Here is a 24,294-nt window from a genome sequence, read left to right on the forward strand (position 1 = left end):
CTTCTTTATCGTCTCATGAGGTGAGGGAAATCTCGCTATCACTTAAGCGCTGGAGCTGGACTAGAACATCCAAACGCAAATTTACACAGCAGCTTTAACCTTTCCTTGCTGCATTTGGTACATCTGATAATATAAACCTTGCTGTTCAATTAGTTTATCATGATTTCCTTGTTCTTTGATAGTTCCATGGTCGAGAACAAAAATAATATCAGCTTGTTGGATTGTTGATAAACGGTGTGCAATAACAAGTGTTGTTCTTCCTTCCTTCAACACTTTTAATGCTTCCTGAATAATATTCTCTGTCTCCGTATCAATATTTGCGGTTGCCTCATCTAAAATTAAAATAGCCGGATCAAAGGCGAGTGCACGTGCAAAAGATATAAGCTGACGTTCTCCTAGTGAGAATGTGGTGCCTCCTTCTGTAACAACCTCATCATAAGTGTTCGGTAATTTATCAATAAACCGGTTTGCTCCGACAGCATGTAAAGCGCTTATTGCAGCTTCTCTGCTGATTTTCGGATCATTCATCGTTACATTCGAAATAATCGTACCCGAGAATAAAAATGGATCCTGTAAAACGATTCCCATATGACTTCTTACTTGCTGCCTCGCCCAATCTCTCGTATTGTATCCATCAATCCTGATTGAACCTTTTTGCGCATCATAGAATCGAAATAATAAATTCATAATCGAGCTTTTACCTGATCCAGTATGACCGACAAATGCTGCTGTCTGACCTTCGTTAATTTCAAATGAGATATCATTTAGAACATAATCTTTTTCGTTATAGGCAAATGAAACATGATCAAAGACAATCTTCCCGCGATATTTTTCAATTTGCTTATTCTCTACAGCTTCTCCATCATGATCCAATAATTCAAATACACGCGCACCAGCAACACGTGCTTGTTCTAAGAGCGGCAGCTGGTTCACAATATCTGTAACTGGTTCAAATAATCTTGTAATATAATCGACGAATGCATAAAGCATACCGATGGATATAACACTTGTCAGTTCAAGCGAAGAAGAGCCGAAGTACCAAATAAAACCAACAAAAGTCAAATTTCGAATAACCGTTACAAGATTATATGATGTCAACGCACTCAATTTAATCAGCTTTTTCTGATACGTATAATTGCGTTCATTCAATACCTCAAATTCCTCTTTTGTCTTCTTTTCACGATTAAACGCTTGAATTACCGGCATTCCTTGAATAGCTTCACTAATATTTCCATTTATTTGGCTGATCGTTTTCCGGATAACCTTATTGTATTTTGTTCCAAAGTATTTATAAGCTTTCATCCAACCATATAGCAACGGGAGAATGAGCAGACACATCATCGCAAGCTTAGCATCTAGAATAAATAGGGCAATAAAAATCCCTCCCATGTATACCGCACTTGTCACGATAATCGCTAATACCCTTTCATATAAATCACGAATTGCTTCCGTATCGTTTGTAATTCTGGCAACAATTGTTCCTGCAGGCTGATCGACAAAATAATCAATTGGAATTCGCTGTGTATGCGCAAATAAATCCGTTCGCATTTTTTTAACAATTTGATTTGCAGCTTTTTGCAGAAGAAATGTTTTATAAAATTGAAATATCCCAGCAATGACAAGCAATCCTATATATAGTCCAAGCAGTAGTAAAATTGGCCGTTGTTCCGGTTTAAAGAAAGGATAAGCTTCTGTTAAGGCGAGACGCTCCCCTCCATAATGAAACGTCCCTTCTGCTGTTGTAATGCTAATTTGATTATCATTCGCATTCGCATCTCGTTTCCCATCCAATGGCGCCCTATCATGAATAAAATGATATGCTGTGCCTATTTGAAGCAATGTAACAGCCTCGCCTATTGTCTCATCAGAAGCAGTTAAGCGGTCTACCCGCTTGAAAGACCCGCCATCATAATCCACCGTATAGCGATCATCATTTTCCGCAACTTCCTGCCAATAGCCTTCAACACCAAGTATATGGTCATCAATAACTATTTTCGCAATAAACGGTCCGGCCAATTCCATCGCAACAGCTATCATTAAGCAGAACAAACCAATGATAATTCCTTTTTTATAGTGTAAAGCATAGTTAAATAATCGCTTTTCTGTTGATGGCTTTTTCATTACATCGCCACCTCCCCATCCTCCAACTGTTGCTGTTGGTACTGCTTTTTATACCAACCATCCAACTGCATTAATTGTTCATGTGTTCCTTCTTCGGCTATTCTTCCATCCTCTAACACGATAATGTGATCTGCATGTGTCACTGCAGATAGACGATGGGCTGCTATGAAGGTTGTTTTATGCTGCCTTTCTGTTCTTAAATGGGCAAGAATTTTCGCTTCTGTCTTACCATCTACCGCAGACATTGAATCATCTAGAATTAAAATCTCTGGGTCCTTAATAAAAGCCCGTGCAAGCGCAACACGTTGCTTCTGACCACCAGATAAAGTAATCCCGCTTTCTCCGACCTGGGTGTCCAGCCCATTCGGCAGCTGCTTTATATCATCGAGAAAATGTGCTAGCTTCATCACACGAAAAATTTCCTCATCGGTTGCATCGGCTTTACCAAACTGAATATTTTCCCGAATTGATTTGGAAAACATCATTTGATCCTGTGGAACATAACCAATCCAGTCTCTAATTTGCTCCAATCGAATAGCATTTAAATTGATATCGGAAACCTTAATCTCTCCTTCTACTCCAGGATATTGCCGAAGTAAAAGCTTAAACAATGTTGTTTTTCCAGCTCCAGTTTTCCCTACAACACCAATTGTTTGACCACTTTTCACCTGTAAAAGTATTTCACTCAATTGCTTTCTTTCAACAGATGGATAGGAGAAAGATACATTGTGGAAATCGATGGAATGAACACCGAAAACAGATTTGGGTTCGGTCGTTTCCTTAACATCTGCTTCGTAGGATAGAGTTGCGTTTACACGGTCCAAGGATGCATTACCGCGTTGTAAAATGTTAATTAATTCTCCAACAGCAAACATTGGCCAAATCAGCATGCCTAAATACACATTAAATGTAACAAGGTCACCAAGCGTAATGTTACTTTCAAATACAAGAAATGCACCATAACCAATTCCAATTGTATAAGATAGCCCAACTAAAATTTTCATCGTTGGCTCGAATAATGCATCAATTTTTGCAACTTCAATGTTTTTCTCGTAGACATGATTTGTTCTGGTTTCAAATCGATCTGCATCTTGTTTTTCCTGAACAAATGCCCGAATAACACGCGCTCCTCGAATTGATTCCAGTACTTCATTGTTCATTTCTCCAAAAGCTGCTTGTGCTTCTGTAAAACGCGCGTGAATGGCTGAACCATATTTATTCATGACAATCGCCATAATTGGAAGCGGCAACAATGCTGCTAATGTTAGCTGCCAGCTGATTGTAAAGCCCATAACTGCAATAATCATTAACATAAAAATACTTGAATCCACAAGTGTCAGCACTCCGAATCCTGCAGTCTGACTAATTGCTTTCAGATCATTTGTAGATCTTGCCATTAAATCACCAGTTCGATGCTTTCCATAAAAAGTTGGCGTCATGCTAAGAAAATGTGAAATTAATCGACTTCGCATCCAGCGTTCTAGAATTACAGCTCCGCCAAATAACGTATAATCCCATAAATAGGATATTGCGTAATGGATAATAGTGAGAACGAGATATCCTAAAATAAGTGCAACTAATAATTGCATTGTTAATGAACCAAATTGGATTTGATCGATCGTTAACCCGACAAGCTTCGGGGGGATAAGTCCAATCGCACTTGCAATAATTAAAAAGATAATTGCTATTACATATCGCTTCCAGTAATACTTAAAAAACCAATCCAATTTCTTGAATACCTGAAACATTTTTTCACCTTCTAATCTACTTGTTTTTTCCCTTCATTAAGACACAAAAATAGCACACGCCTATGACGTGTGCACATAAATAGGTTAGAAAACGAGAGGTCTCACTTGCGTATAGCAAGTGTCTTCGTTAGCCTTATTCAGACAGAAAATGTTTACTTTCCACCTGACAAGAAATACCCCTTTATAATACAAATGGTCACAGACATCTGTAACCATTCAATGATTCATCCGATACTTAAATAGCTAAGAATCATTCGCATCCTTCATGAAGGTCACAGTACATATAAAATTCATTCGGTTTATGATAATTACCTTTTCCATGGTAGTGACCTCCTTTTCCGTTTCATTTTCAATTCCCAAGTAATTATATTATTTAGATAGTTTTTCGTCAATAGTTTTTTGAAAATTTTTTATTTCCTTTGAGATTACGAAATAGGATTTGTATTATTGGACAAAAATATAATACTTAAATCATTTTTTGAATCCTTTTCGTATTCTATGATGTATTACAGTTAATTCATAAAAAGGGAGTGGAAAAATTGAATAACCATGAGATTGATTACAAGTTATATGGCGATGATATGCAGTTTGTAGAAGTAGAGTTAGACCCGTCCGAAACGGTTATTGCAGAAGCTGGAAGCTTAATGATGATGGATGATCAAATACGAATGGAAACCATTTTTGGTGATGGCTCCACCAAGCAAACTGGTGGAATCATGGGCAAGCTGATCGGAGCTGGAAAAAGATTAGTTACAGGAGAAAGCTTATTTATGACAACATTTACGAACGAAGGAACTGGTAAAAAACATGTTTCGTTTGCTTCTCCATACCCCGGAAAAATTATTCCAATGGATCTAAGTGAATTGAATGGAGAGTTAATCTGTCAAAAGGATGCATTTTTAGCAGCTGCGAAAGGCGTATCTGTTGGAATCGCATTACAACGGCGCATTGGAACAGGTTTCTTTGGTGGAGAAGGATTTATCATGCAAAAGCTCGAAGGAGATGGCCTAGCATTTGTCCATGCAGGCGGAACCATTCATCGAAGAGATTTAAAATCAGGTGAGATTCTTCGAGTAGATACCGGTTGTCTCGTCGCGATGACAGGCAATATTGATTATGACATTGAATATGTTGGTGGCATTAAAACGGCATTATTTGGAGGGGAGGGTTTATTTTTCGCTACTTTACGCGGTCCCGGGACTGTCTGGATTCAATCCTTGCCATTTAGCAGACTTGCAAGCAGAGTATTTGCAGCAGCCCCTCAACGAGCAGGCTCAGATTCTAAAGGGGAAGGTAGTATTGCAGGCGGACTATTTGATTTATTAGGTGGAGATCGTAAATAACATAATTGACATTCTTCTAATTTCTATCTGTTTTACATTACTTCACACGATATAAATCTATTACATGAAAAAAGAGAATGGCTCAATAATTTGAGTTATTCTCTTTTGGTATATTTTATAAGGGGATCCTCAATGTAATTCAGATTCTAATTCACCCTTGCGATTATGGCCTAAATAGACCATATCTTCTACTTTTTCCAACGATACTTTGGTGTATCGTGAAATTTCTACAAGCGATACATGAGGATTTTTCTGGACAAAGTTGCGAACTTGTTCACTGTCCCTTAAGCATGTTGGGCACATCATAAACGGACTGCTTTTCATCGGTTCTTTGCACAATCGACAATTTCGAACAAATTCTTTCATTTCCTCACCCCTTTAAAGTATTACTTCCATAATACAACATATTTATTTAACTAACAATCACAATTTGGAATTATTAGAAAAATAATGCTTTAGTCACGCCTTTTAGCTTTTTTATTTCCTATTGCGCAAAAAACTGATATAGTTTTATAAAAGATAAAGTAGGAGTTGATTGGATGCATTTAGATGAAATGTTAGAGTTCAACAAACAATTCGTGGAGAATAAACAATATACAGCATATAAAACAGATACATATCCCAACAAAAGGATGATTGTTTTTACATGTATGGATTCACGCTTAGTCGAATTATTGCACAAAGCATTAAACATTCAAAACGGAGACGTAAAAATGGTCAAAAATGCTGGTGCAATCATTCGTAAGCCGTTTGATAGCATCATGAAAAGCATTCTTGTTGCCGTTTTTAACCTTAAAGCTGAAGAGGTTGTCGTGATTGGTCACCATAATTGTGGAATGTCGAATGTAGATACAGAAGCCCTTAAGAAAACAATGATAAATCGTGGAATTGATGAAGAGAAAATAAACACATTAACCCATAGTGGAATCAGCCTTGACGAGGAATTTCACGGTTTTGAAACTGTAGAAGAGTCCGTCATGCAAAGTGTTGGCATCATTCGAAACCATCCATTGCTGCCGAAAGAAGTAAAAGTGCATGGTCTAGTTATTAACCCTGATACGGGTAAAGTAGATGTTGTTACAAAAGAATAGAAATAGGTACTAACTACTGCTTTTCTTTTAAAGCAGTAGTCTATTTGTATATTATTGAGGATAGTAAATAAAGTACAATCTGCCTTCAATATCAATTGCCTTTGCGGGTTTGTTCTTTAGACTTTTATTGCAAAGAATCGTAGAAAAAAGCTAATTCACCAAAATTGATCAGCTTTTCTCTTTATTTTTGGCTAATTTTTTCCGATCTTTAATTCCTGGTGGTTGTTCCAGCCAATTATGTTTAATCATAAGATCGGCCCCACTTTTGGCTAAGCGGGTAATTTCTAATGATAATCGTTCGTAATTGACCGCTAAGTCCAATCGTTGACTAGCAGCTGCAGCAGTGGCATAGTTCCCAATCCCCGCTGCACTTATAAGTGACATATGAAACATCATCAATTTATCTGAAAATGTTTGTGTTGTAGAATCACTTACAGCTACATCAGGTACTTGCGGTGCTTCAATGTCATCTTTCAAAAATGTATCCACAAAAATTTTAATATGCTTTTGCGAAATTTCCTTTCCTCTTAGCATAAAATCTTGTACTTCTTTGGACGGAGAGGTTTGAGCAAAGGCAAGACATAATTTTACTCCCATCACGTTTGTTAGTATGTTCATATATAGATGGGAAATTTCAACTGCGTTCAATGGTCGTTTGTCACTAAATGGATTGAAGCCACTGTAATATTTCTTACTGTCCACATAATCCGTTTCTTTCGGAACTTCAATATATGGGTGTCTGCCGTTAATTCCCTTATTAACAGCAATTTTAAGTGATTCATTATAAAGATTCGTGATTTTACTCAAACCCATCGAAAAATAATTACATATATCTTCTCTTGTACTCATTGAAAGAAAACCACCGTATGCCAACATTCCCACTTTAGACATATGATTTACATAGGTTAAACAAAACGCATCTGTAAAAAGCCATGGAGCATTAATGTTAACGTCTTGTTCGTTAAAACCATTTGGAATGGCGTATCGTTCTTTTTCAAAAATGGATACCAATAGTTCCAGATGTTTGGAAGAAATGTCATAGGAAAGTTGAATAACAGGTTTTATATCTGGATCTTCAATATGCTTCAGCATATAGCCTAAAACGCACTTCGACATACTATCATTCATATATCCAGTCCAAAGTGAAGCAATTTCACCTGATGTTAAATATATTTTCTTTTCACTCATTCTGGTCCTCCTAAAGCGATGATAGACTTAATATGCGCAAACAATTTTAGTTTATGTAAAGGTTTCCTGTTTAGTTATCCGTCGAGGAAGGGATGAAGCGAACCAACATTACCAATAAAAAAATACTGACAAAATAGCAATGATAACAAACAAAATACTAGTTAACATCCCAAATACGTATTGCTCTCTTCTTGAAAAAATCCCCGTTCCATATGCCAAATAAGTTGTTGTTGTATGAATAGGCAAAATCATCATCCCTCCAATAATCATGACAACTAAAAATGCAAGCTGTATTGGCGGTATTCCAATTAATTCTGAATAAGAAATAACGATTGGGAAAATAACAACTATTGCTGAAGAAGGGACAATAAAGAAAAAGCGCAAAACAAAAACAATCAAGGCAATAATCACTACTTTTATAACAATACTCGTACCTTCTGGAATAAAACCAATTAGTAAATTGGCTAATGCTTCTGCAGTACCATTACTTTCTAATAGCAATCCCAACGAAAAAGATGCACCAAGCAATAAGAAATTTTCCCAATCATAAGCTCGAAGCATACGGTTGGTGACTAACCCTATTTTTGGAATAGCATAAAATGCAACTAATAGCATTGGTGGAAGTAAGAGCGGAACTTTCTCTTGATCTGTTACAATCCAAACGATAATCATTAAAAAAAAGCTTACTAATACAAACCAAAACTTAGTGGAAAACACCTCACCTCTCTCCTCGTTAATATCTTTTTCCTTGTTCAATAAGGTAGTTATTTTTTCATCGGGCATCGTCATTTTTAGATAGTACCATACAAATAAAACCATAAAAATCGAACCTAACCAAAGTGGAGGGGCTATCATTATAAACCATTCCACCCACCCTAAATCAGCTATATTATAATCACGAATCAACTGAGAAGCGAGTATCGGGAAGCCACCACCAGTAAAAATAACAGTGGTAACATTTTGATTTAACATCCCGATGATATAAAGACTATACTTTTGAAAAATACTCTTCTCTGCAAATCCATATAAATAATTCATGTTCTGAATCAATGGAAAAAGTATCTTAAACCGAGCTACTGCTGAGGGCAGAATAATCGGTGAGATCAATACAAATAATGCCAATCCGATAATAATAAATCGAATACCACCCCTACTGCATCTTATTAAAAATCGAGAAACAACCTGATCCAACCCCACTTTCACCAGTACGTGACTAATGATGGATAGCAATAATATAAAATAGATGGCAGGAGATAAAAAACCTGCCAATACCTCTTCAACTGTATCTACTAAGTTCAGCAAAAGCATAAGTGCCAGTATTAAAAAGCTGCTCGCACCTGTTGGAATTGGTGCGGCTATCCATAAATAGACTGCAAATACTAGTAACCCTAAGGTTAACTGTTGATCGACAGAAAAATCCTCTAAAGCGGAAAGTCCTCCACTCAAAAAAATTGTAACCGCTAAAGTAAATAAAAAAAGATATACAATTATTCTTATCTGCTTATGTAAGTCTGTATTAGAAGTAAATTTCATCAATCATAATCCTTTTTACTACATATTTGTATATTTATTTAAATCAGATTCTGATAATTCAATATTAACACAATTAGACTTTTACAAAAAAATATTTTTAAATAAACGTCAATTGCTACTCATATTTCTTTTATTTATCGGCATACTAAGTCAAGCTAAGCTGTGATGGAGGGACGACCTATGAGAAAAAGAATGAAACGTTCATCCAAAAACGTGTTTCCTCTGAAAATTGATGAACTAGAGCAACTAATGAGAAGTGAGTTTGATAAAAGCCCAGATTTAAGTTTTAGCAAATACGAACATCAAAATAAAAAAATTGCAGTATTTTTCATTCCCTATCAAGTGCAGCCGGATAGAGTAGAAAATCTGCTATTAACACCATTATTAGAGAGTAAGGAAGAATGGTCAAATACTGCTATTCTTAATAAAATACCGTTAAATTCAGGTAAAGAATATCAACAAATGGATGAAATTCTCCCAGGACTCATAACCGGTAAAGTTATGATTTATATTGAGGATGAAGCAGCTGTTGTATCCTATGATTTTTTAAACAAAGAAAAACGTTCTTTAGAAGGAGCCGAGACGGAATCCGTTGTTATTGGGCCGAAAATAGCCTTCACAGAATCATTGGTTACGAATTTAAATGTGATTCGCTGGAATATTCGTACACCAGATCTGGCAATAGAAGAGATAACAATAGGTAAAAGAGCTCCACGTGAGGTCCGATTAATTTATTTGAAATCGCTTGCCAACGATACGGATGTAGACACAATGAGACAACGTTTAAATGAATTAGATGTCGATAATGTTGAAGATAGTAATGTACTCATGCAATACATCGAGGACGACTCTGCGTCCATATTTCCACAATTTCATACAACCGAGTTGCCTGACCGTACTTCATATGCCATTTTAAAAGGAAAAATTGCAGTATTAATGGAAAATAGCCCGTCGGCATTAATTGCGCCATCGACCTTTTTTAGTTTTTTTGAATCAACGGAAGACTTATACATGCGCTGGAATTCAGGTTCACCTTTAAGGTTTATAAGATTTATGTCTATGTTCATCTCGGTCGTTCTGACACCAATGTATGTTGCTGCAGTTACATTTCATTATGAAATTATACCAACGCAACTACTCATTTCAATTGGACAATCAAGAGCAGGAGTTCCCTTTCCTCCTGTATTTGAAGCATTATTTCTTGAGCTAATGATTGAATTATTACGTGAGGCTGGCGCAAGACTTCCAACGAAGGTAGGACAAACAATTGGTATCGTTGGTGGTGTTGTTGTCGGAACAGCTGCTGTTCAAGCTGGAATAACGAGTAATATATTAATTATCTTTATAACGATAAGTGCACTAGCTTCCTTTACAGCACCAAGTTATCAAATGGGTACTTCCATCAGATTGCTGCGTTTTCCAATGATTGTATTAGCAGGTATTCTAGGCTTGATTGGAATTATGTTCGGTTTATGTATGCTGATTATCCATTTATTAAAAATGACATCCTTAGGCAGACCATATCTGTCACCGATCTACCCAATTCGTTTTGAGGATTTAAACAAAGCATTATACCGGTTACCTCAAAATTTTCAGTACAAACGATTTATATCACTTTCTTTAAAAGATTCCATTCGTTTTTCTAAACGTAATGCTAAAGAGAAAAAAGATATTGATGAGTAGGTGTCTCCTGTGGAAATTAATGTAAAAATAAAACCAAATATGCGTATTCAAGCATTTTATTTGTTTTTTATTATCGTTTCCATGCAAATCGGGGTTGGTATATTAGGTGTCCCACGATTAGTTTTTAGCGAGGCAAAGCAAGATTCCTGGATATCCATCTTAGTGGCGGCTGCTTACGTTATCATCGTGTTATTGGCAATGCTGCTCATTCTTAAACAATATGATAATGCGGATATTCATGGTATTCATCGTGATATTTTTGGAAAGTGGCTTGGGAATATATTCAGCACGGTCTACATCTTATATTTTGGGATTGCTTTTTACTCTGTGCTATTAACATATATCGAGGTCGTTAAAGTATTTGTATTTCCTGATGTAAGCAATTTTGTAATGGGGCTGCTGCTCATTTCTCTCACTATTTATGGTGTCCTAGGTGGCTTGCGAGTTATTATAGGCGTTAGTTTCGTCTTTGGGGTCCTAGCTAATTGGATCCTATTTTTATTAATTCATCCTGCACTGCAAATCGATTTTAATCATTACCTGCCACTTTTTCAAGCACCTTTTGTCGATTTATTAAAAGGTGCAAGGGCTACTTCCTATACATTTATGGGATTTGAAATTCTATTTTTGGTTTATCCTTTTATCCAAAATAAAAATAAAGTTAGGATTACGAGTCTATTAGCTGTCTCCTGGTCTGCTCTCCTTGTACTATCCGCAACAATGCTGGCGATAGGTTTCTTCAGTGCTGAACAGCTTGAACGCAGAGAGTGGGCTGTTCTTGTATTATTTAAAACCCAAAGCTTTCCCTTTGTTGAACGGTTTGATTACATCGTTGTCGCTGAATTGATGATGGTTGTTGTACCATCCCTGCTCTTTCTTATGTGGGGATTAACGTACAGTATGAAAAGAGTATATAAGGTCAAACAAAAACCAACATTGTATGTAGCTGCCATTATATTTTTAATTGGTACGTTCTTCTTTGAAAAGCATTTTGAAACGCAACGAGTTATTAATTTTGCTGAGCAGTTTGGATTCTGGTTTATTTATGTATATCCTTTTTTACTACTTCCATTGGTTTTATTCAAAAAGAGATTGAAGAAGCGAAAAGGAGCTGGATCCTCATGATAAAAAAAACAATTCTTTTGCTGATTTTCTCTGTCATTCTTACCTCCTGCGTACCCTATAAACAACTTGAGGAGCTAGGGATAATTAATACTCGTGGTGTAGACGTAACCGAAAACAATCGTGTTGAAACGACAATCATCGCTTACCAATTCGATGCGCAAAACCCACAAATAACGACATCTATTACTGGAATGGGGAAAACAATTAAAGGAGCACGTGAGAATGCCGGTTATAATACAAATTTTGAGTTAAGCCCCGGACAAATACGACTTGAATTATATGGCAAGGAAACTGCCGAGGAAGGAATTTTAGAATACCTAAGTACACTAGTTCGTGATGCACGTGTATCAGATACAATGCTAGTAGCTATTAGTAATATTACTGCAAATGAGGTCCTTACAGTGGGGCAAGAAGAATTGAATACCGATGTCGGTCAAATAATCCAAAGTTTAATTGAAAAGGAAGTAAGGGAGTATAGTATACCAAAAACCTCCTTACAAAATTTTTTGCATATTGAAGCAGATATTGGACAGGATCCCGTCGCTCCAATAATTGGTTTACGAAATAACAAACCAGCGATTGTCGGAATAGGCGCTTTTTCGAATGATAAGCTGGTTGGTGAGCTGCATATCGATCAAGCATTTCTAATTAATACCTTTTTAACAAATGTTAAAGGTACTCCAATGGAAGTTTCACTTCCGCGAGAACCATTTTTAGATTTTATCTTTAATAACGAAACGAATTCGATGCAACCAGATAAACTTGAAGATAAGGAACACTTGACCATACTAGTAAGAATATCGAAAGGTGAAGGTGATATAACATTAAAAAACATCGATGATCTCCACTTTGAGGCTAATGTTCATTTAGAAGTAGATCTATATGAAACATCAGAGTTACTCAGTGTTAAAAATGAAAAAATAGCAGCCATACTGGAAGAAGAAATTGAAAAAGAGTTTATGCGACAGTATGACGAACTATTGGCCAAACTCCAAGAGATGGATTCCGACCCATTAGGATTTGGAGGAATTTATCGAACAAAGAAAAAGGGGGAGCGTTTAACAGATACAGAGTGGAGGGAAAAATACCCAAACATTACAGTAGATTTCAATGTAAATGTAGATTTAATGCATTATGGAACAATACAGTAACAAACAAATCCAGACTAATAAATATACCCCCTGGCGTCCAAACCAGGGAGTATATTTTATTTGCTTGTCGCATTAATAATTTCGATAACACGATCCCGCGATTTTTCACTTTTATATTCCTTCATCGTATCTATCATAATCGGTGCATATTCTTTTAATTGTAAAAGCTCATCTTTTAATGTTTGTTTTGTTAGTTTTTCCTCATCTATAACCCTGGCATAGCGTTTTTCCTGAAACGACTGCGCATTGATAATCTGATCCCCCCGGCTTGCACCTTTGGATAAAGGAACCAACAGCATAGGTATTCTTAATGCCAGAAATTCAAAGATTGCATTCGATCCAGCTCGAGACAGCACATAGTCTGAAGCAGCAAAAATATCCTTTAGCTCTTCATTAATATATTCAAATTGCACATATCCAGCTTTTTGAATCGAATGATCTATTTTGTCTCGTCCACAGATATGAATGATTTGAAAGTTCGTTAAAAGCTCATCCAAGCTTTCTCTCACGGTTTCGTTGATCTTATATGACCCGCCACTACCTCCCATGATGAGTAGTACAGGTAATTTTTTCGATAATCCGGCAAATTTCAAGCCACTATCCTTATCCCCTTTAAAAAGCTCATCGCGAACAACTGCGCCAACATATTCCGCTTTTTTCTCAGGCAGATATTGCATCGTTTCTGGAAATGTCGCAAGTACTTTTTTCGTAAATGGAATGGAGAGCTTATTTGCTAATCCTGGTGTATAATCTGATTCATGGATAACGGATGGCACGCCTCGTAATTTTGCAGCTGCAACAACAGGAACGGATACAAATCCTCCCTTAGAAAAGATAACTGCAGGCTTACGTTTACCAATTATCTTATACGCTTGCATTGTACCTTTTATCACCTTAAAAGGATCTTTTATATTTTCTTTCGACATGTAACGGCGAAGCTTTCCAGTGGATATTGGATGATAGGTTACTCCTTCGAGCTGTCCAATTAAGTCTCTTTCTATACCATTATAAGAGCCAATGTAATCAATTTCCCAGCCTTTTTCCTGATAGAATGGAATCAACGCTAAATTGACAATCACATGTCCAGCTGTTCCTCCACCAGTGAAAAGGATTCTTTTCTTTTTCATTGAAATGTACTTCCCTTCTTTCACAAATCAGTATAACCGAGTATAATAAAGGCTACGTCTTATTAGGATTACACTACTCTCTATCCTATTAGAAAACATACAAAAAAGGAAGAGTTTTAATGTATGAAACAAAAACAGTTAAGGAAAAACTGAAGCTATTTATCATCATTTTAATTCCCATCTTAATTACGCAAATCAGTATGAACCTCATGACATTCTTTGACACGATGATGTCAGGCCGTTCTAGTGCTGCAGACCTTGCAGGCGTAGCAATTGGGGCTAGCCTCTGGGTTCCGATCTCTACCGGAATTAATGGTATTGTTCTGGCAATCACGCCAATTATAGCACATCTGATTGGCGGGCGAGCTGACCAGGAAGTACCAAAAGTTATTCAGCAAGGAATTTATTTGGCAATTATTTTATCTATCTTAATTATGGTGGCCGGTGTGATTTTCTTAGAACCGATACTATCTATGATGGATCTGGAATCTGAGGTGCGACATGTCGCAAAATATTATCTGTTCACACTAGGAATTGGTATTATTCCCTTGTTTATTTTTAATACAATTCGTTGTTTTATGGATGGCCTCGGACAGACACGCATTTCCATGATCATCATTCTGATCTCCCTGCCACTTAATGTTATCTTTAATTATATATTTATTTTCGGAAAATTAGGGGTGCCGGCATTAGGTGGTATAGGAGCAGGCATTGCAACTGCGATTACGTATTTTATCGTGTGCATTATTGCTCTTTACTTTCTTCATCGAATTCAGCCTTTCAAGAAATTTGCTGTGTTTGCTAAATGGTTTAAACCTTCCCTCAAACAATGGCGTAACCAATTAAAGATTGGTATACCAATTGGTGCAGCAATATTTTTTGAGACAAGTATTTTCTCAGCTGTAACGTTATTGATGAGCGTTTACAGCACAAATACAATAGCGGCACACCAAGCGGCATTGAACTTCGCTAGTCTCTTGTATATGATTCCACTGAGTGTCGGGATGGCGTTAACAATTACGGTTGGCTTCGAAGCAGGTGCTAAGCGTTATAAAGATGCACGTGCATATGGATACATCGGAATGAGCGGAGGTATATTTATCGCACTCTTTGCAGGAGTTATTTTGTATTTATTGAATGGTCCTGTAGCTGCCCTTTACAATTCCGATCCAGAAGTGATTGAGCTAACGAAGCAATTTATTTATTTTGCTATTTTTTATCAGCTGGCAGATGCATTTGGTGCTCCAATTCAAGGTATACTTCGTGGTTATAAAGATGTAAATATGACATTGATTATTGCATTAATCTCTTATTGGGCTATCGGGCTTCCAATTGGCTGGTTATTAGCAAATTACACTGCTCTGGAGCCATTTGGCTACTGGGTTGGAATTATTGTTGGCCTCAGCGCTGGCGCAGTTGCATTATTATGGCGACTTCTCTATATTCAGAAGAAATATGCGTTTTCTAAAAAAGCACATCCAGTTGAATGAAAGGGTTCCGTTTATAAGTGCATATTAGTTAAACAACAAAACTGACGTATGGCAATTCATACGTCAGTTTTGTTGTTATTCTAACGATTAATGCTTAAATTAGGTTTTTGGCATCCGAATATCTCATTTATTTTTTATTGGACAAGATATTGTACATATAAAAAACGATGGCAATTTGGCTGTCAATTTAGATAATAGACCTTTGTTTATAAAGTACAAAAGAACCTCTTTTAAAAGATCCAGGTCAATTTCTCCTTATTATTAAACTCCCTCGATGGATTCAATTTACTCCTAAATTCTAAAGCACCCGTAATTTAATATAATTTGCTTCACAAATGGAGGGAGAGCAATAAAGTCAGAACTATAAAAAGCTAACGTCTCGTCCAACTTTAAAACATTTTTGAATCTAAATGGAATTAGTCCAACACATTAAGATCACGATCGAATATTTCTTCATTATCCATGCCTGTTGAAGTGAAAATGCACTATTAAAATTCTCGCGAGGCATGGATACAGATGGAGAAACAAGCATAGTCAGTAGGACACGGATTTAAAACAATGCCAATAGCTTTATTCGTTCGGATAAAGATCTTTATATGTTTCTACTGTATGTTTAATTAAATCCTTTAAAACATTGGTATCGATATCAGCTAATTTATTTACATAAATACAAGCCTTACTCTTCGTGTGTTTACCAAAGTTTTCTAATAATTTTTCCCTTTTCTCACTTTCATAGTCCAAATAAAGACTAATTTTCGCTTTTCTTGGTGAAAAACCCACTAAAGGCGCATCCCCTTCACGTCCTGATGCATACTTATAGTGATAGCTACCAAAACCTATAATACTAGGCCCCCACATTTTTGCTTCGTAACCAGTTACTTCTTCAAATATTTCCAATAACTGATAGGCATCTGCCTTCTTCTTCTCATTTTCCACACTTTCAATAAATCCAATTACACTGTTGTCGGTTTCTTTCATCTTCGGTTCATACATATATGCGCTCTCCAATTCTCTGAGTAAACAATTGCTTACGATATTGTCATCATTATTACATTCTAGAATACAAGTCCAATTTCCTGCAATAAAGATGGGAAACTACTTTTTATACATTCATTTCTTTATAAATAAACCTCTTATCCGTTAAAAAACGAGCATAAGAATTATGGAAACCCTCCTCTATAACCAACGGGCTGTTTTGAAGTTCCTCTGGGAGATTAATTAAATTTACTTTTTTATTGAGCACAATAGGTGCCGTTTAATTTCTTGTTCAACTCTTGCACCATTAATTAAGAAAGGTTTTATTAATTAACGGTAAACCTGTCTTCCTTCAAAACGACATCTACAAGACCCTCTAAATCAGCATCATTATTATCAAGCATAAACTCATCAGGAAAATAATTTGAATTAAAATCTCTAACAATTTGTCTAATTCTTTCTTCTCCTACATACGCAATTCCACTTCGTAGCCTATCCCTATTAATTAGGATATTTATATCACTTTTAATTACTATTATTTTAATGTTAATATCTAAATGTTTCATTCTATCTATAACAGAAAATATCTGCTCTTTAGAAAAAACATAATCAGTAACTACATTCATATTATTTTGTGTAAAGTTTTCAACCAGAGCAACTATATTGTCCCATAAGACATTCAGAAAAAAATTATCGTGATCATCACAAGGATGTACCCATCCTTTCTTTACCAAATTGTATAGCACATCCCCCTCTATATGTACACATAATCCATCCATACTTTTACATATCTTATCAGCCAATGTACTCTTTCCAGCCCCAGGGGGACCACTTATCAAAAAGACTGTTCTTTTTGAATTCAAAAAATCACGCCCTTTGAAATGAATTATAACCTTTAGATCCACTCACCGTGTCTCCTCTCACACTCTTCATTATATTTGAGAAAAAAGGATTATAAGCCCAACAATAAATGCAAAGAAAAGACGATTGACTTAATACCCAACTGCGTAACTCTCACCAGTTGAATAAAAATGCTGAAATGATTCACCTTCGTTATATAGTTAATAAGATAATCGCTATCCTCGGAATAGATTAATTCTAATTTTTCCCCAAAGCTTATAACGATCTTGGAAATTGGTTTTTCCATTCACTATCTTACTTTCTTACATTGTTCAACCTTCACTATGGCTTAATAAAGACAACCTTAAAAGGTGGATATGAAGTGTGCCTTCTTTCGCTAATTTAGCTATGTATATCAATTCCTGTTTAGTCAAACCACAATAAAGTTTACCTAAACTCATATGGGTAAGATAATCATCCTGTTCATAAAATTTTACGGTAACTTATTACCGCGTGAAGCCGTATACAGAGAATACCATTCTTCACGAGTCATAATCTCCGCCTGTTGGATTGCATCCTGGCATTTAGCAATTCTATCTGGATTTGTTGTACCAATGACAGGCTGAACCATAGCTGGATGACGCATTAACCATCCAAGCACAATTGCTTCTGCGGAGGTTTCTTTTTCTAATGCTAATTTTTTCACGAGCTCTATCGTGACTAGCTCCGATTCTGACGGATTATCTATGGAGCGACCAGAATAGATTCCATTTGCTAAAGGTGACCATGCTTGAATTTGTACATTGGCTAAGCGACAATATTCAATTGTCCCATCTGGAAAATTCACACCTGTCCCTTCCTTTTGGTTCACTAAAACACCTTGCTCTAGCCAATCAACTTGCTGTAAGCTCATATTCAGTTGGTTAACAATCATAGGTTCAGAACAGTAAGCATTCAAAAATTGGATTTGAGAAGCACTCATATTAGATACCCCAAAATGACGAACTTTTCCTGACCTCTTCAATGTTTCGAATGCCTCTGCTACTTCTTCTGGTTCCATTATGGGGTCGGGACGATGCAATAAAAGAATATCTAAATACTCGGTGTTCAATCTATTTAGGATACCATCGACTGAATTCAGGATATAATCCTTTGAGAAATCATAGCGACCTGGATTCTTGCCATCCGCAAATCGAATACCACATTTTGATTGAAGTACTATGTTTTCTCTGAGTTCCGGACGCGATTTTAAGATTTCACCAAATACTTTTTCAGCTTTTCCCATATTATAAATGTCGGCATGATCAAACATTGTAATTCCGTGCGATAATGCTGCATCGATTGCTTTTTCTGTTTTTAGTATATCCTCTTTTGTGTAAGCAGTTTGATCCCTGTCTCCCCCAAACCCCATACAGCCTAGTATGAGACGGCTTGTTGTGATTCCCATTTTTTCAATAGGCATTACTTTCATGTATTTTCCTCCTGACTTACTAAATTCATAATATAATTTTGTTTATTTTCTATCAGAATTATAGCACCTTCTGTTAAATTAAACTGTCCTGTTCGTACGATATCAGAAACTTTAATTAAAGCATCGGTTAACTTAATATTAACATTTGCATATCATTAAGATGTTTCCATCCGGATCTTTGAAATTAAAATAATGATTATGTTCGATTGGTGTAATTAAATCAACATCCTTTTTACTCATAAAATGGAATGCTTCTTCAATGCTTTTTGTATTGAAGTGGAATGCTGGAACTTTAAATATTCTATCTTCTGAATAGATCTTGCTGTCTAACACAATCCCTGTACCTTCCATAGGAATAACGTAAAGATGACCGAATTGAATCTCCCCATCTGTTTCTAGTCCTAAAATATCGCAGTACCAATCTCTCGCTTTCTCTATGTTGCTTACTGGAATGAATACTGTTCCTATTTGTTTTAAGATAGGATTATCCATAAAAATCCCCCCCTTTAAATAACCTTATTAAATATTCCATATACTAAGTATAAAATCCTGCTTCTTTAGTAAAAAAAGACCGCCGCATTGACTAGCTCATTGTTATATTAAAACACCTGTTCGTTTAAGTGCAATTGTCTAAATAAGACTTAATTTCTTGTCTACTCTTTAAAATAATAATCTCTTTTGTAGAATCTAAGGCTTGAAAGTTCTGAAATTGTTCGATCATTTTTCTTTTACGAGGATAATAAGTAGTATATATAAACCTAATGAATTTCCAATCTAACTTTTCCTTACAACCATTTCCCATATCAGGCCGTGTTTTGCCGATGTTCTTTAGCCATCGCTTAACAACACGATATAAACAAACATATAATGGTAATTCCAAATAAATTATTGTGTCAGCGTGTTTTGCGCGAATCTGAATAGTATTACTATAGTTTCCTTCAATTATCCATTGACCTTGTTTTACAATCTCTTGCTGTGCTTCCGAAAACTCTTCTAATGTGGCTTCTACCCAGTTTGGCTTCCAATATAAGGCGTCTAAATGATTAACTTTTATATGAAGCTCTTTCCCTAACTTTTGTGCGAAAGTTGACTTCCCAACACCTGCCGAAACTCCAATTACCATTATTTTTTTCATCCTAAGTCACCACCTCTTAACAGGTTTTATAATCTGTTTAGTATCTCTTTTTCAATAATACCATAATATTCAAAAATATTTACCGAAAGAAAAAGACAACCATTTTTATGATTGCCTTGTTTAACAATGCACCCTTTAATAGAATAACTAAGAGTCATTCGCTGAAACCGTTACAGGTTCAAGCTATAAATCACATATACCAAAGTAAATCATTTTTCATTTTTTTACCTTGTCTTCTTTCCTTCTTTACAACTACCCATTTACCATTTAACCTAGACAGTTGAAAAACAATGTTAGTTCCATCTGCCTTTTTAAAAAGAATGTATCCTTGATTATTCTTAATAAAGGTAACTGGCTCTATAATATTTTTATATGGGGGTTTTATTTCGGGATTTAAATCATTCACTATGATGTCCGTTACAATATCCGATAGAGATTTGTATTCCTTTTGTTTTTCCGATTTATATAATAGTTGTTCATATTTAATTTTTTTGAAGGAGTTTAAGTTTATTTTAAATGTCTCTTTGATATCTGTAATAGTCTCATTATAGAAATTTGCTATTTTGCTTTCTTCTTCATCTCCCTCGTGGATGAATTTAATGACTTTGACCTTGTCTACTTCCACTCCAAGGATTATTGTTTCTTTACCGTAAGGGGGATTATGAGCTTCTTCAAAGGTATTTACTTGAACTTTGACTTTAAAACTAAATCCACCGTCTTTTTCTCTTGATATACCGAGTATTTTTGCATCGTACAAACCATACGATTTATGATAGCCGTAATACTTTTCTACTGCTTCTGATATATACGGATCCAATAAAGTAATCAATGTGTCGAGCAGCAATTTATTTTCTATTTTATTTTGTTTGGCATTCGTGTCATTTGGCTGGATAAGAATAATGAACAAGAAAATTAAAAGTACAAAACACAATTTGTTTTTCATATACACCCACCTAAAATTCTTTAGGTTTAGGATTTCCCTTACTGAAAATACAATACAACCCTTTAAGTCGAGCAACCACGCATTTTTTTTGACAATAAATAGACGGTAGAGTTTTCTGGCTTCCAAGTTAGTTACACCTGCCCACCTATCCATTAATTTCGCAATTGATCATTCAGCGATATAGTCCGATTGTTGAACAGAAGCTAATCACGACTCTTCAAGTATTCTGCCTCGTTCGTTCAAGACCTTTTATTCAAAAGAAAACTGCACCTCCAATTGAGGTGCAGTTCATTTTAGTCTACTTTTGTTTCCAATTTTAACGGTGGATTTTAATGTCAGTTGAGGTGTATTTTTGGAAAATGCACCTCAAAACGAATCCTTTACAGTTGTTTGGATGAAACGAACAACCCTCGTGCCAGGTCTTCATTATAAAAATAACCCTGTTATAGTTGCTGATAAAATCGAAGCTAGAATCGAACCAGCTAATAGCTTCATTCCAAATCCGGAAGCTTGTACTGCTTTTTTCGCATCGATACCTTTTACCGTTCCAGCAATAATACCGATAGATGAGAAGTTAGCGAAACTTGTTAAGAATACTGTAACAATACCAATTGTTTTCTCTGACATTGTATCCAGAAACGGTTGAAATTCAAGCATAGCTACAAATTCATTGGTAACGATTTTCATACCCATAACTGCTCCAGCGTCTATAACTTCACTTGGATCAATCCCCATTAGAATACCGAGCGGAGCAAGAATATAACCTAAAATTTGCTGCAATGTTACCCCTGCAAAGATAAATTGAATAATCCAGTTAACCAAGGATAATGAAGCAATAAAAGCTATTAGCATAGCAGCAACAATCAAAGCAATTTTACCGCCCTCTAATGCACCATTCCCCATTGCTTCAAAAACACTTTTATCCTGCGTTACATTACTTATATCAACATAATCCTCTTCCTTTGGTACTCGAACTGGTGCAATGATTGAAGCTATCATTAAACCACTGAACATATTTAAAGGAAGTGCTACTAAGATATACTGTGGTGGGAGCATTAGAATATAGGAACCTACAATTGCTGCTGAAACGGAACTCATTGCAGAAGCACAAACGATGTACAAACGATTTTCCGATAAATGGTGAAATTGGGATCGAATTGCAATTAATGCCTCTGACTGACCGAAAAAGATACTATTCACCCCGTTAAAGGATTCAATTTTAGGTAAGCCTGTAATTTTAGAAATAGCTGCACCAATATACTTAATTATCAATGGTAAAATTTTTAAATACGTAAGCACAGAAAGAAGTGTTGCGAAAAAGATAATTTGCAGTAATACGTTGAAGAAGAATACGCCACCATCTTCTAACGCAAATCCGCCAAGCACAAAGCTTATCCCTTCTACACCAAATTCAATTAGCTTATTAAATACAGCAGAGATACCATCAATGATTGCTTTTCCAATCTGTGTGGAAAACATAAACCATGTTATTAACAGCTGACAAACCAGCATAATGCCGATTCCCTTGTAATTAATTATTTTCTTATTATTGGACATTAAATAGGCTAGGCCTAAGGTAATAATTATCGCTAAAATACCGAGAAGTATACCCATCACGGTAAAGCCTCCTTTAAGAAACAGTATTAAAATAGTTTTTCCCTATTTTTATCTTTTTTAACATATAAATTTCCTGTTTGTTTGAGCCGTAAAAAACTGTCTCCCTTCGGTTGTGGAGACAGTATTCATTTGGCAGATAAGAATAAGAATGTCTTAAACATTCTTATTGCCTAAGGGCAACTATGGGATTTACATAAAAGCTTGGTAAATGCCAAGTTTTCTAATCAATGCGTTGGGAAAAAGGCCATTTGGATAAGAAAAATCACACCAAACACATATAAAATCCAATGCACTTCCTTACCTTTACCACTTACAAGCTTCAATATTGGATACGTTATAAACCCAATAGCAATTCCTGTTGCAATACTTGATGTGAATGGCATTGTTAAGATGACTGCAAATGCCGGGAAAGCTTCATCAAATGCTTTCCAGTTAACCTTAGCCAGTCCTTCCATCATAAAACACCCTACAATAATTAAAACTGGTGAAGTAATGGCTGGCAAACCAGCGATTACTGAAATTATAGGTGTAAAGAAAATCGACAGCGCAAATAGAATTGCCACAACAATCGATGTTAATCCGGTTCTTCCCCCTGCTGCAACTCCTGAGGTAGATTCAATATAAGCTGTTGAAGGGCTTGTCCCAAACATCGAGCCAACAGTCGTTGCGGTTGCATCTGCTAAAAGTGCCTGCTTTGCACGCGGCATTTTTCCGTCTTTCATAAACCCTGCTTGTTCGGCAACTCCTATCATTGTTCCAGTAGTGTCAAACAGTGTTACTAATAAAAAGGCAAATACTACTGTATAAAGACCGTTTGAGAATACGCCACCTATATCCATATCAAAAAATACTGGTGCAGGAGGTGCAGATAGAACACCTGTCACCGTTAACTGTCCTGTAAAATATGCAATGATTGCCGTAGCAAGCATACCGATGAATAGTGCACCTTTTATCTTCATAACAAAAAGAATTAGTGTGATTAATAACCCCACTAAGGTTAATACAATCATCGGATCATGTAAATCACCAAGCCCAACAATCGTCTCTGGATTCGCTACAACAATCCCTGAATTGCGCAGCCCGACGAAAGCAATAAACAAACCAATACCAGAAGTAATTCCATATTTTAATGATGGTGGGATTGCACCAATCAATGTTTCACGCAGCTTTGTCAAACTAAGAATAATAAAAAGAATTCCAGCTAAAAATACAGTGCCAAACACTACTTGATAGGACAACCCTTGCGTTGCGACAATACTCGCAAAGTATGCATTTAACCCCATACCAGGAGCAATTGCTATTGGGTAATTCGCGAAAATCCCCATAATTAAAGTACCTACTATAGCAGCAATAACGGTTGCCATAAATACCTGTTCAAATGGAATTCCTACAGAAGATAAAATAGCAGGATTTACAACAACAATATAAGCCATCGTTAGAAATGTTGTTGTTCCAGCAACAACCTCCGTACGGATATCTGTATTATTTTGTTTTAGTTTAAAGCCCTTATCCATATAATACCCCTTACTTTCCGTATATTTTTACCAACGTTTACTATAATATTCGTTTCACTACTATTTTGCAATGGTTAACTTGAGATTAAAGCAATTGTCATTGATTTTTCATCGTTAATTATTTTTAAATTGGGATATGGTTGGGCAGAAATTGCAGATGGTTCAATTAGAGGATTAGGTGGATATATGGACTAAGCGA

General features: G+C 35.9%; 20 protein-coding genes. 6 read left to right on the forward strand and 14 right to left on the reverse strand.

What is annotated here, in order from left to right; all coding sequences use genetic code 11:
• Positions 1-81 precede the first annotated feature (81 nt).
• Both NYE61_RS07010 and NYE61_RS07015 read right to left on the reverse strand, forming a co-directional pair.
• Positions 82-2,121, reverse strand: a complete 2,040-nt coding sequence (locus tag NYE61_RS07010; RefSeq protein ID WP_303448521.1) for an ABC transporter ATP-binding protein — start codon at positions 2,119-2,121, stop codon at positions 82-84.
• Complete coding sequence (locus NYE61_RS07015) at positions 2,121-3,869, reverse strand: ABC transporter transmembrane domain-containing protein (RefSeq protein WP_303448524.1); 1,749 nt, start codon at positions 3,867-3,869, stop codon at positions 2,121-2,123. The genes NYE61_RS07010 and NYE61_RS07015 overlap by 1 nt, the downstream gene beginning before the upstream one ends.
• 539 nt (positions 3,870-4,408) lie before the next feature.
• Here NYE61_RS07015 and NYE61_RS07020 point away from each other — a divergent pair.
• Entirely contained in the window at positions 4,409-5,212 is an 804-nt protein-coding gene (locus NYE61_RS07020) for a TIGR00266 family protein (RefSeq protein ID WP_303448526.1), read from the forward strand.
• 129 nt (positions 5,213-5,341) lie between these two features.
• On the opposite strand, the gene NYE61_RS07025 is transcribed toward NYE61_RS07020, so the two are convergent.
• On the reverse strand, positions 5,342-5,578 hold the full coding sequence (locus tag NYE61_RS07025) for a FeoC-like transcriptional regulator (protein ID WP_095309766.1): 237 nt from the start codon (positions 5,576-5,578) through the stop codon (positions 5,342-5,344).
• Positions 5,579-5,751: 173 nt separating this feature from the next.
• Between NYE61_RS07025 and NYE61_RS07030 the strand changes: the two genes are divergently transcribed.
• The gene (locus NYE61_RS07030; protein WP_095309769.1) at positions 5,752-6,303 is read left to right on the forward strand and encodes a carbonic anhydrase; all 552 of its coding nucleotides are present in this window, start codon (positions 5,752-5,754) and stop codon (positions 6,301-6,303) included.
• Positions 6,304-6,471: 168 nt separating this feature from the next.
• Here NYE61_RS07030 and NYE61_RS07035 read toward each other — a convergent pair whose 3' ends face one another.
• Both NYE61_RS07035 and NYE61_RS07040 read right to left on the reverse strand, forming a co-directional pair.
• Entirely contained in the window at positions 6,472-7,491 is a 1,020-nt protein-coding gene (locus NYE61_RS07035) for a DUF3231 family protein (protein WP_303448530.1), read from the reverse strand.
• A gap of 108 nt (positions 7,492-7,599) precedes the next feature.
• Positions 7,600-9,024: an SLC13 family permease gene (locus NYE61_RS07040; protein ID WP_303448532.1), complete on the reverse strand. Its 1,425-nt coding sequence runs from the start codon at positions 9,022-9,024 to the stop codon at positions 7,600-7,602.
• 180 nt (positions 9,025-9,204) lie between these two features.
• Between NYE61_RS07040 and NYE61_RS07045 the strand changes: the two genes are divergently transcribed.
• From NYE61_RS07045 to NYE61_RS07055, 3 genes are read left to right on the forward strand one after another with little or no spacing between them, the layout of a single operon-like run.
• Positions 9,205-10,707 (forward strand): spore germination protein, encoded by a 1,503-nt coding sequence (locus tag NYE61_RS07045; protein ID WP_303448535.1) that lies wholly within the window; start codon positions 9,205-9,207, stop codon positions 10,705-10,707.
• 9 nt (positions 10,708-10,716) lie between these two features.
• Positions 10,717-11,832 (forward strand): GerAB/ArcD/ProY family transporter, encoded by a 1,116-nt coding sequence (locus NYE61_RS07050; protein ID WP_303448537.1) that lies wholly within the window; start codon positions 10,717-10,719, stop codon positions 11,830-11,832.
• Positions 11,829-12,983 (forward strand): Ger(x)C family spore germination C-terminal domain-containing protein, encoded by a 1,155-nt coding sequence (locus NYE61_RS07055; protein ID WP_303448539.1) that lies wholly within the window; start codon positions 11,829-11,831, stop codon positions 12,981-12,983. The genes NYE61_RS07050 and NYE61_RS07055 overlap by 4 nt, the downstream gene beginning before the upstream one ends.
• A 56-nt stretch (positions 12,984-13,039) precedes the next feature.
• Here NYE61_RS07055 and NYE61_RS07060 read toward each other — a convergent pair whose 3' ends face one another.
• Positions 13,040-14,110: an undecaprenyldiphospho-muramoylpentapeptide beta-N-acetylglucosaminyltransferase gene (locus NYE61_RS07060; RefSeq protein WP_303448541.1), complete on the reverse strand. Its 1,071-nt coding sequence runs from the start codon at positions 14,108-14,110 to the stop codon at positions 13,040-13,042.
• Between the two features lie 119 nt (positions 14,111-14,229).
• Between NYE61_RS07060 and NYE61_RS07065 the strand changes: the two genes are divergently transcribed.
• Positions 14,230-15,600, forward strand: a complete 1,371-nt coding sequence (locus NYE61_RS07065; RefSeq protein WP_303448542.1) for an MATE family efflux transporter — start codon at positions 14,230-14,232, stop codon at positions 15,598-15,600.
• 570 nt (positions 15,601-16,170) lie between these two features.
• On the opposite strand, the gene NYE61_RS07070 is transcribed toward NYE61_RS07065, so the two are convergent.
• From NYE61_RS07070 to NYE61_RS07105, 8 genes are all read right to left on the reverse strand, one after another.
• On the reverse strand, positions 16,171-16,593 hold the full coding sequence (locus tag NYE61_RS07070) for a DUF1801 domain-containing protein (RefSeq protein WP_118888678.1): 423 nt from the start codon (positions 16,591-16,593) through the stop codon (positions 16,171-16,173).
• A gap of 308 nt (positions 16,594-16,901) precedes the next feature.
• Positions 16,902-17,480: an AAA family ATPase gene (locus tag NYE61_RS07075; RefSeq protein WP_303448544.1), complete on the reverse strand. Its 579-nt coding sequence runs from the start codon at positions 17,478-17,480 to the stop codon at positions 16,902-16,904.
• A 428-nt stretch (positions 17,481-17,908) separates the two neighbouring features.
• On the reverse strand, positions 17,909-18,886 hold the full coding sequence (locus NYE61_RS07080; RefSeq protein ID WP_303448546.1) for an aldo/keto reductase: 978 nt from the start codon (positions 18,884-18,886) through the stop codon (positions 17,909-17,911).
• 138 nt (positions 18,887-19,024) lie between these two features.
• Complete coding sequence (locus NYE61_RS07085) at positions 19,025-19,378, reverse strand: VOC family protein (protein ID WP_118888675.1); 354 nt, start codon at positions 19,376-19,378, stop codon at positions 19,025-19,027.
• A gap of 124 nt (positions 19,379-19,502) precedes the next feature.
• Positions 19,503-20,021 carry a DNA topology modulation protein gene (locus tag NYE61_RS07090; protein WP_118888674.1) on the reverse strand — a complete coding sequence of 173 codons (519 nt, stop codon included), beginning with the start codon at positions 20,019-20,021 and terminating at the stop codon, positions 19,503-19,505.
• 190 nt (positions 20,022-20,211) lie between these two features.
• Positions 20,212-20,964, reverse strand: coding sequence for a DUF3888 domain-containing protein (locus tag NYE61_RS07095; RefSeq protein WP_158586201.1), 753 nt, complete (start codon positions 20,962-20,964; stop codon positions 20,212-20,214).
• A 426-nt stretch (positions 20,965-21,390) separates the two neighbouring features.
• The gene (locus tag NYE61_RS07100) at positions 21,391-22,578 is read right to left on the reverse strand and encodes a nucleoside transporter C-terminal domain-containing protein (protein ID WP_095309802.1); all 1,188 of its coding nucleotides are present in this window, start codon (positions 22,576-22,578) and stop codon (positions 21,391-21,393) included.
• 227 nt (positions 22,579-22,805) lie between these two features.
• Positions 22,806-24,095 carry an NCS2 family permease gene (locus tag NYE61_RS07105; protein WP_095309804.1) on the reverse strand — a complete coding sequence of 430 codons (1,290 nt, stop codon included), beginning with the start codon at positions 24,093-24,095 and terminating at the stop codon, positions 22,806-22,808.
• Positions 24,096-24,294 lie beyond the last annotated feature (199 nt).

The organism is Oceanobacillus sp. FSL W7-1304, assembly GCF_037969805.1.
In the GTDB taxonomy this organism is placed as follows: domain Bacteria; phylum Bacillota; class Bacilli; order Bacillales; family Amphibacillaceae; genus Oceanobacillus; species Oceanobacillus profundus.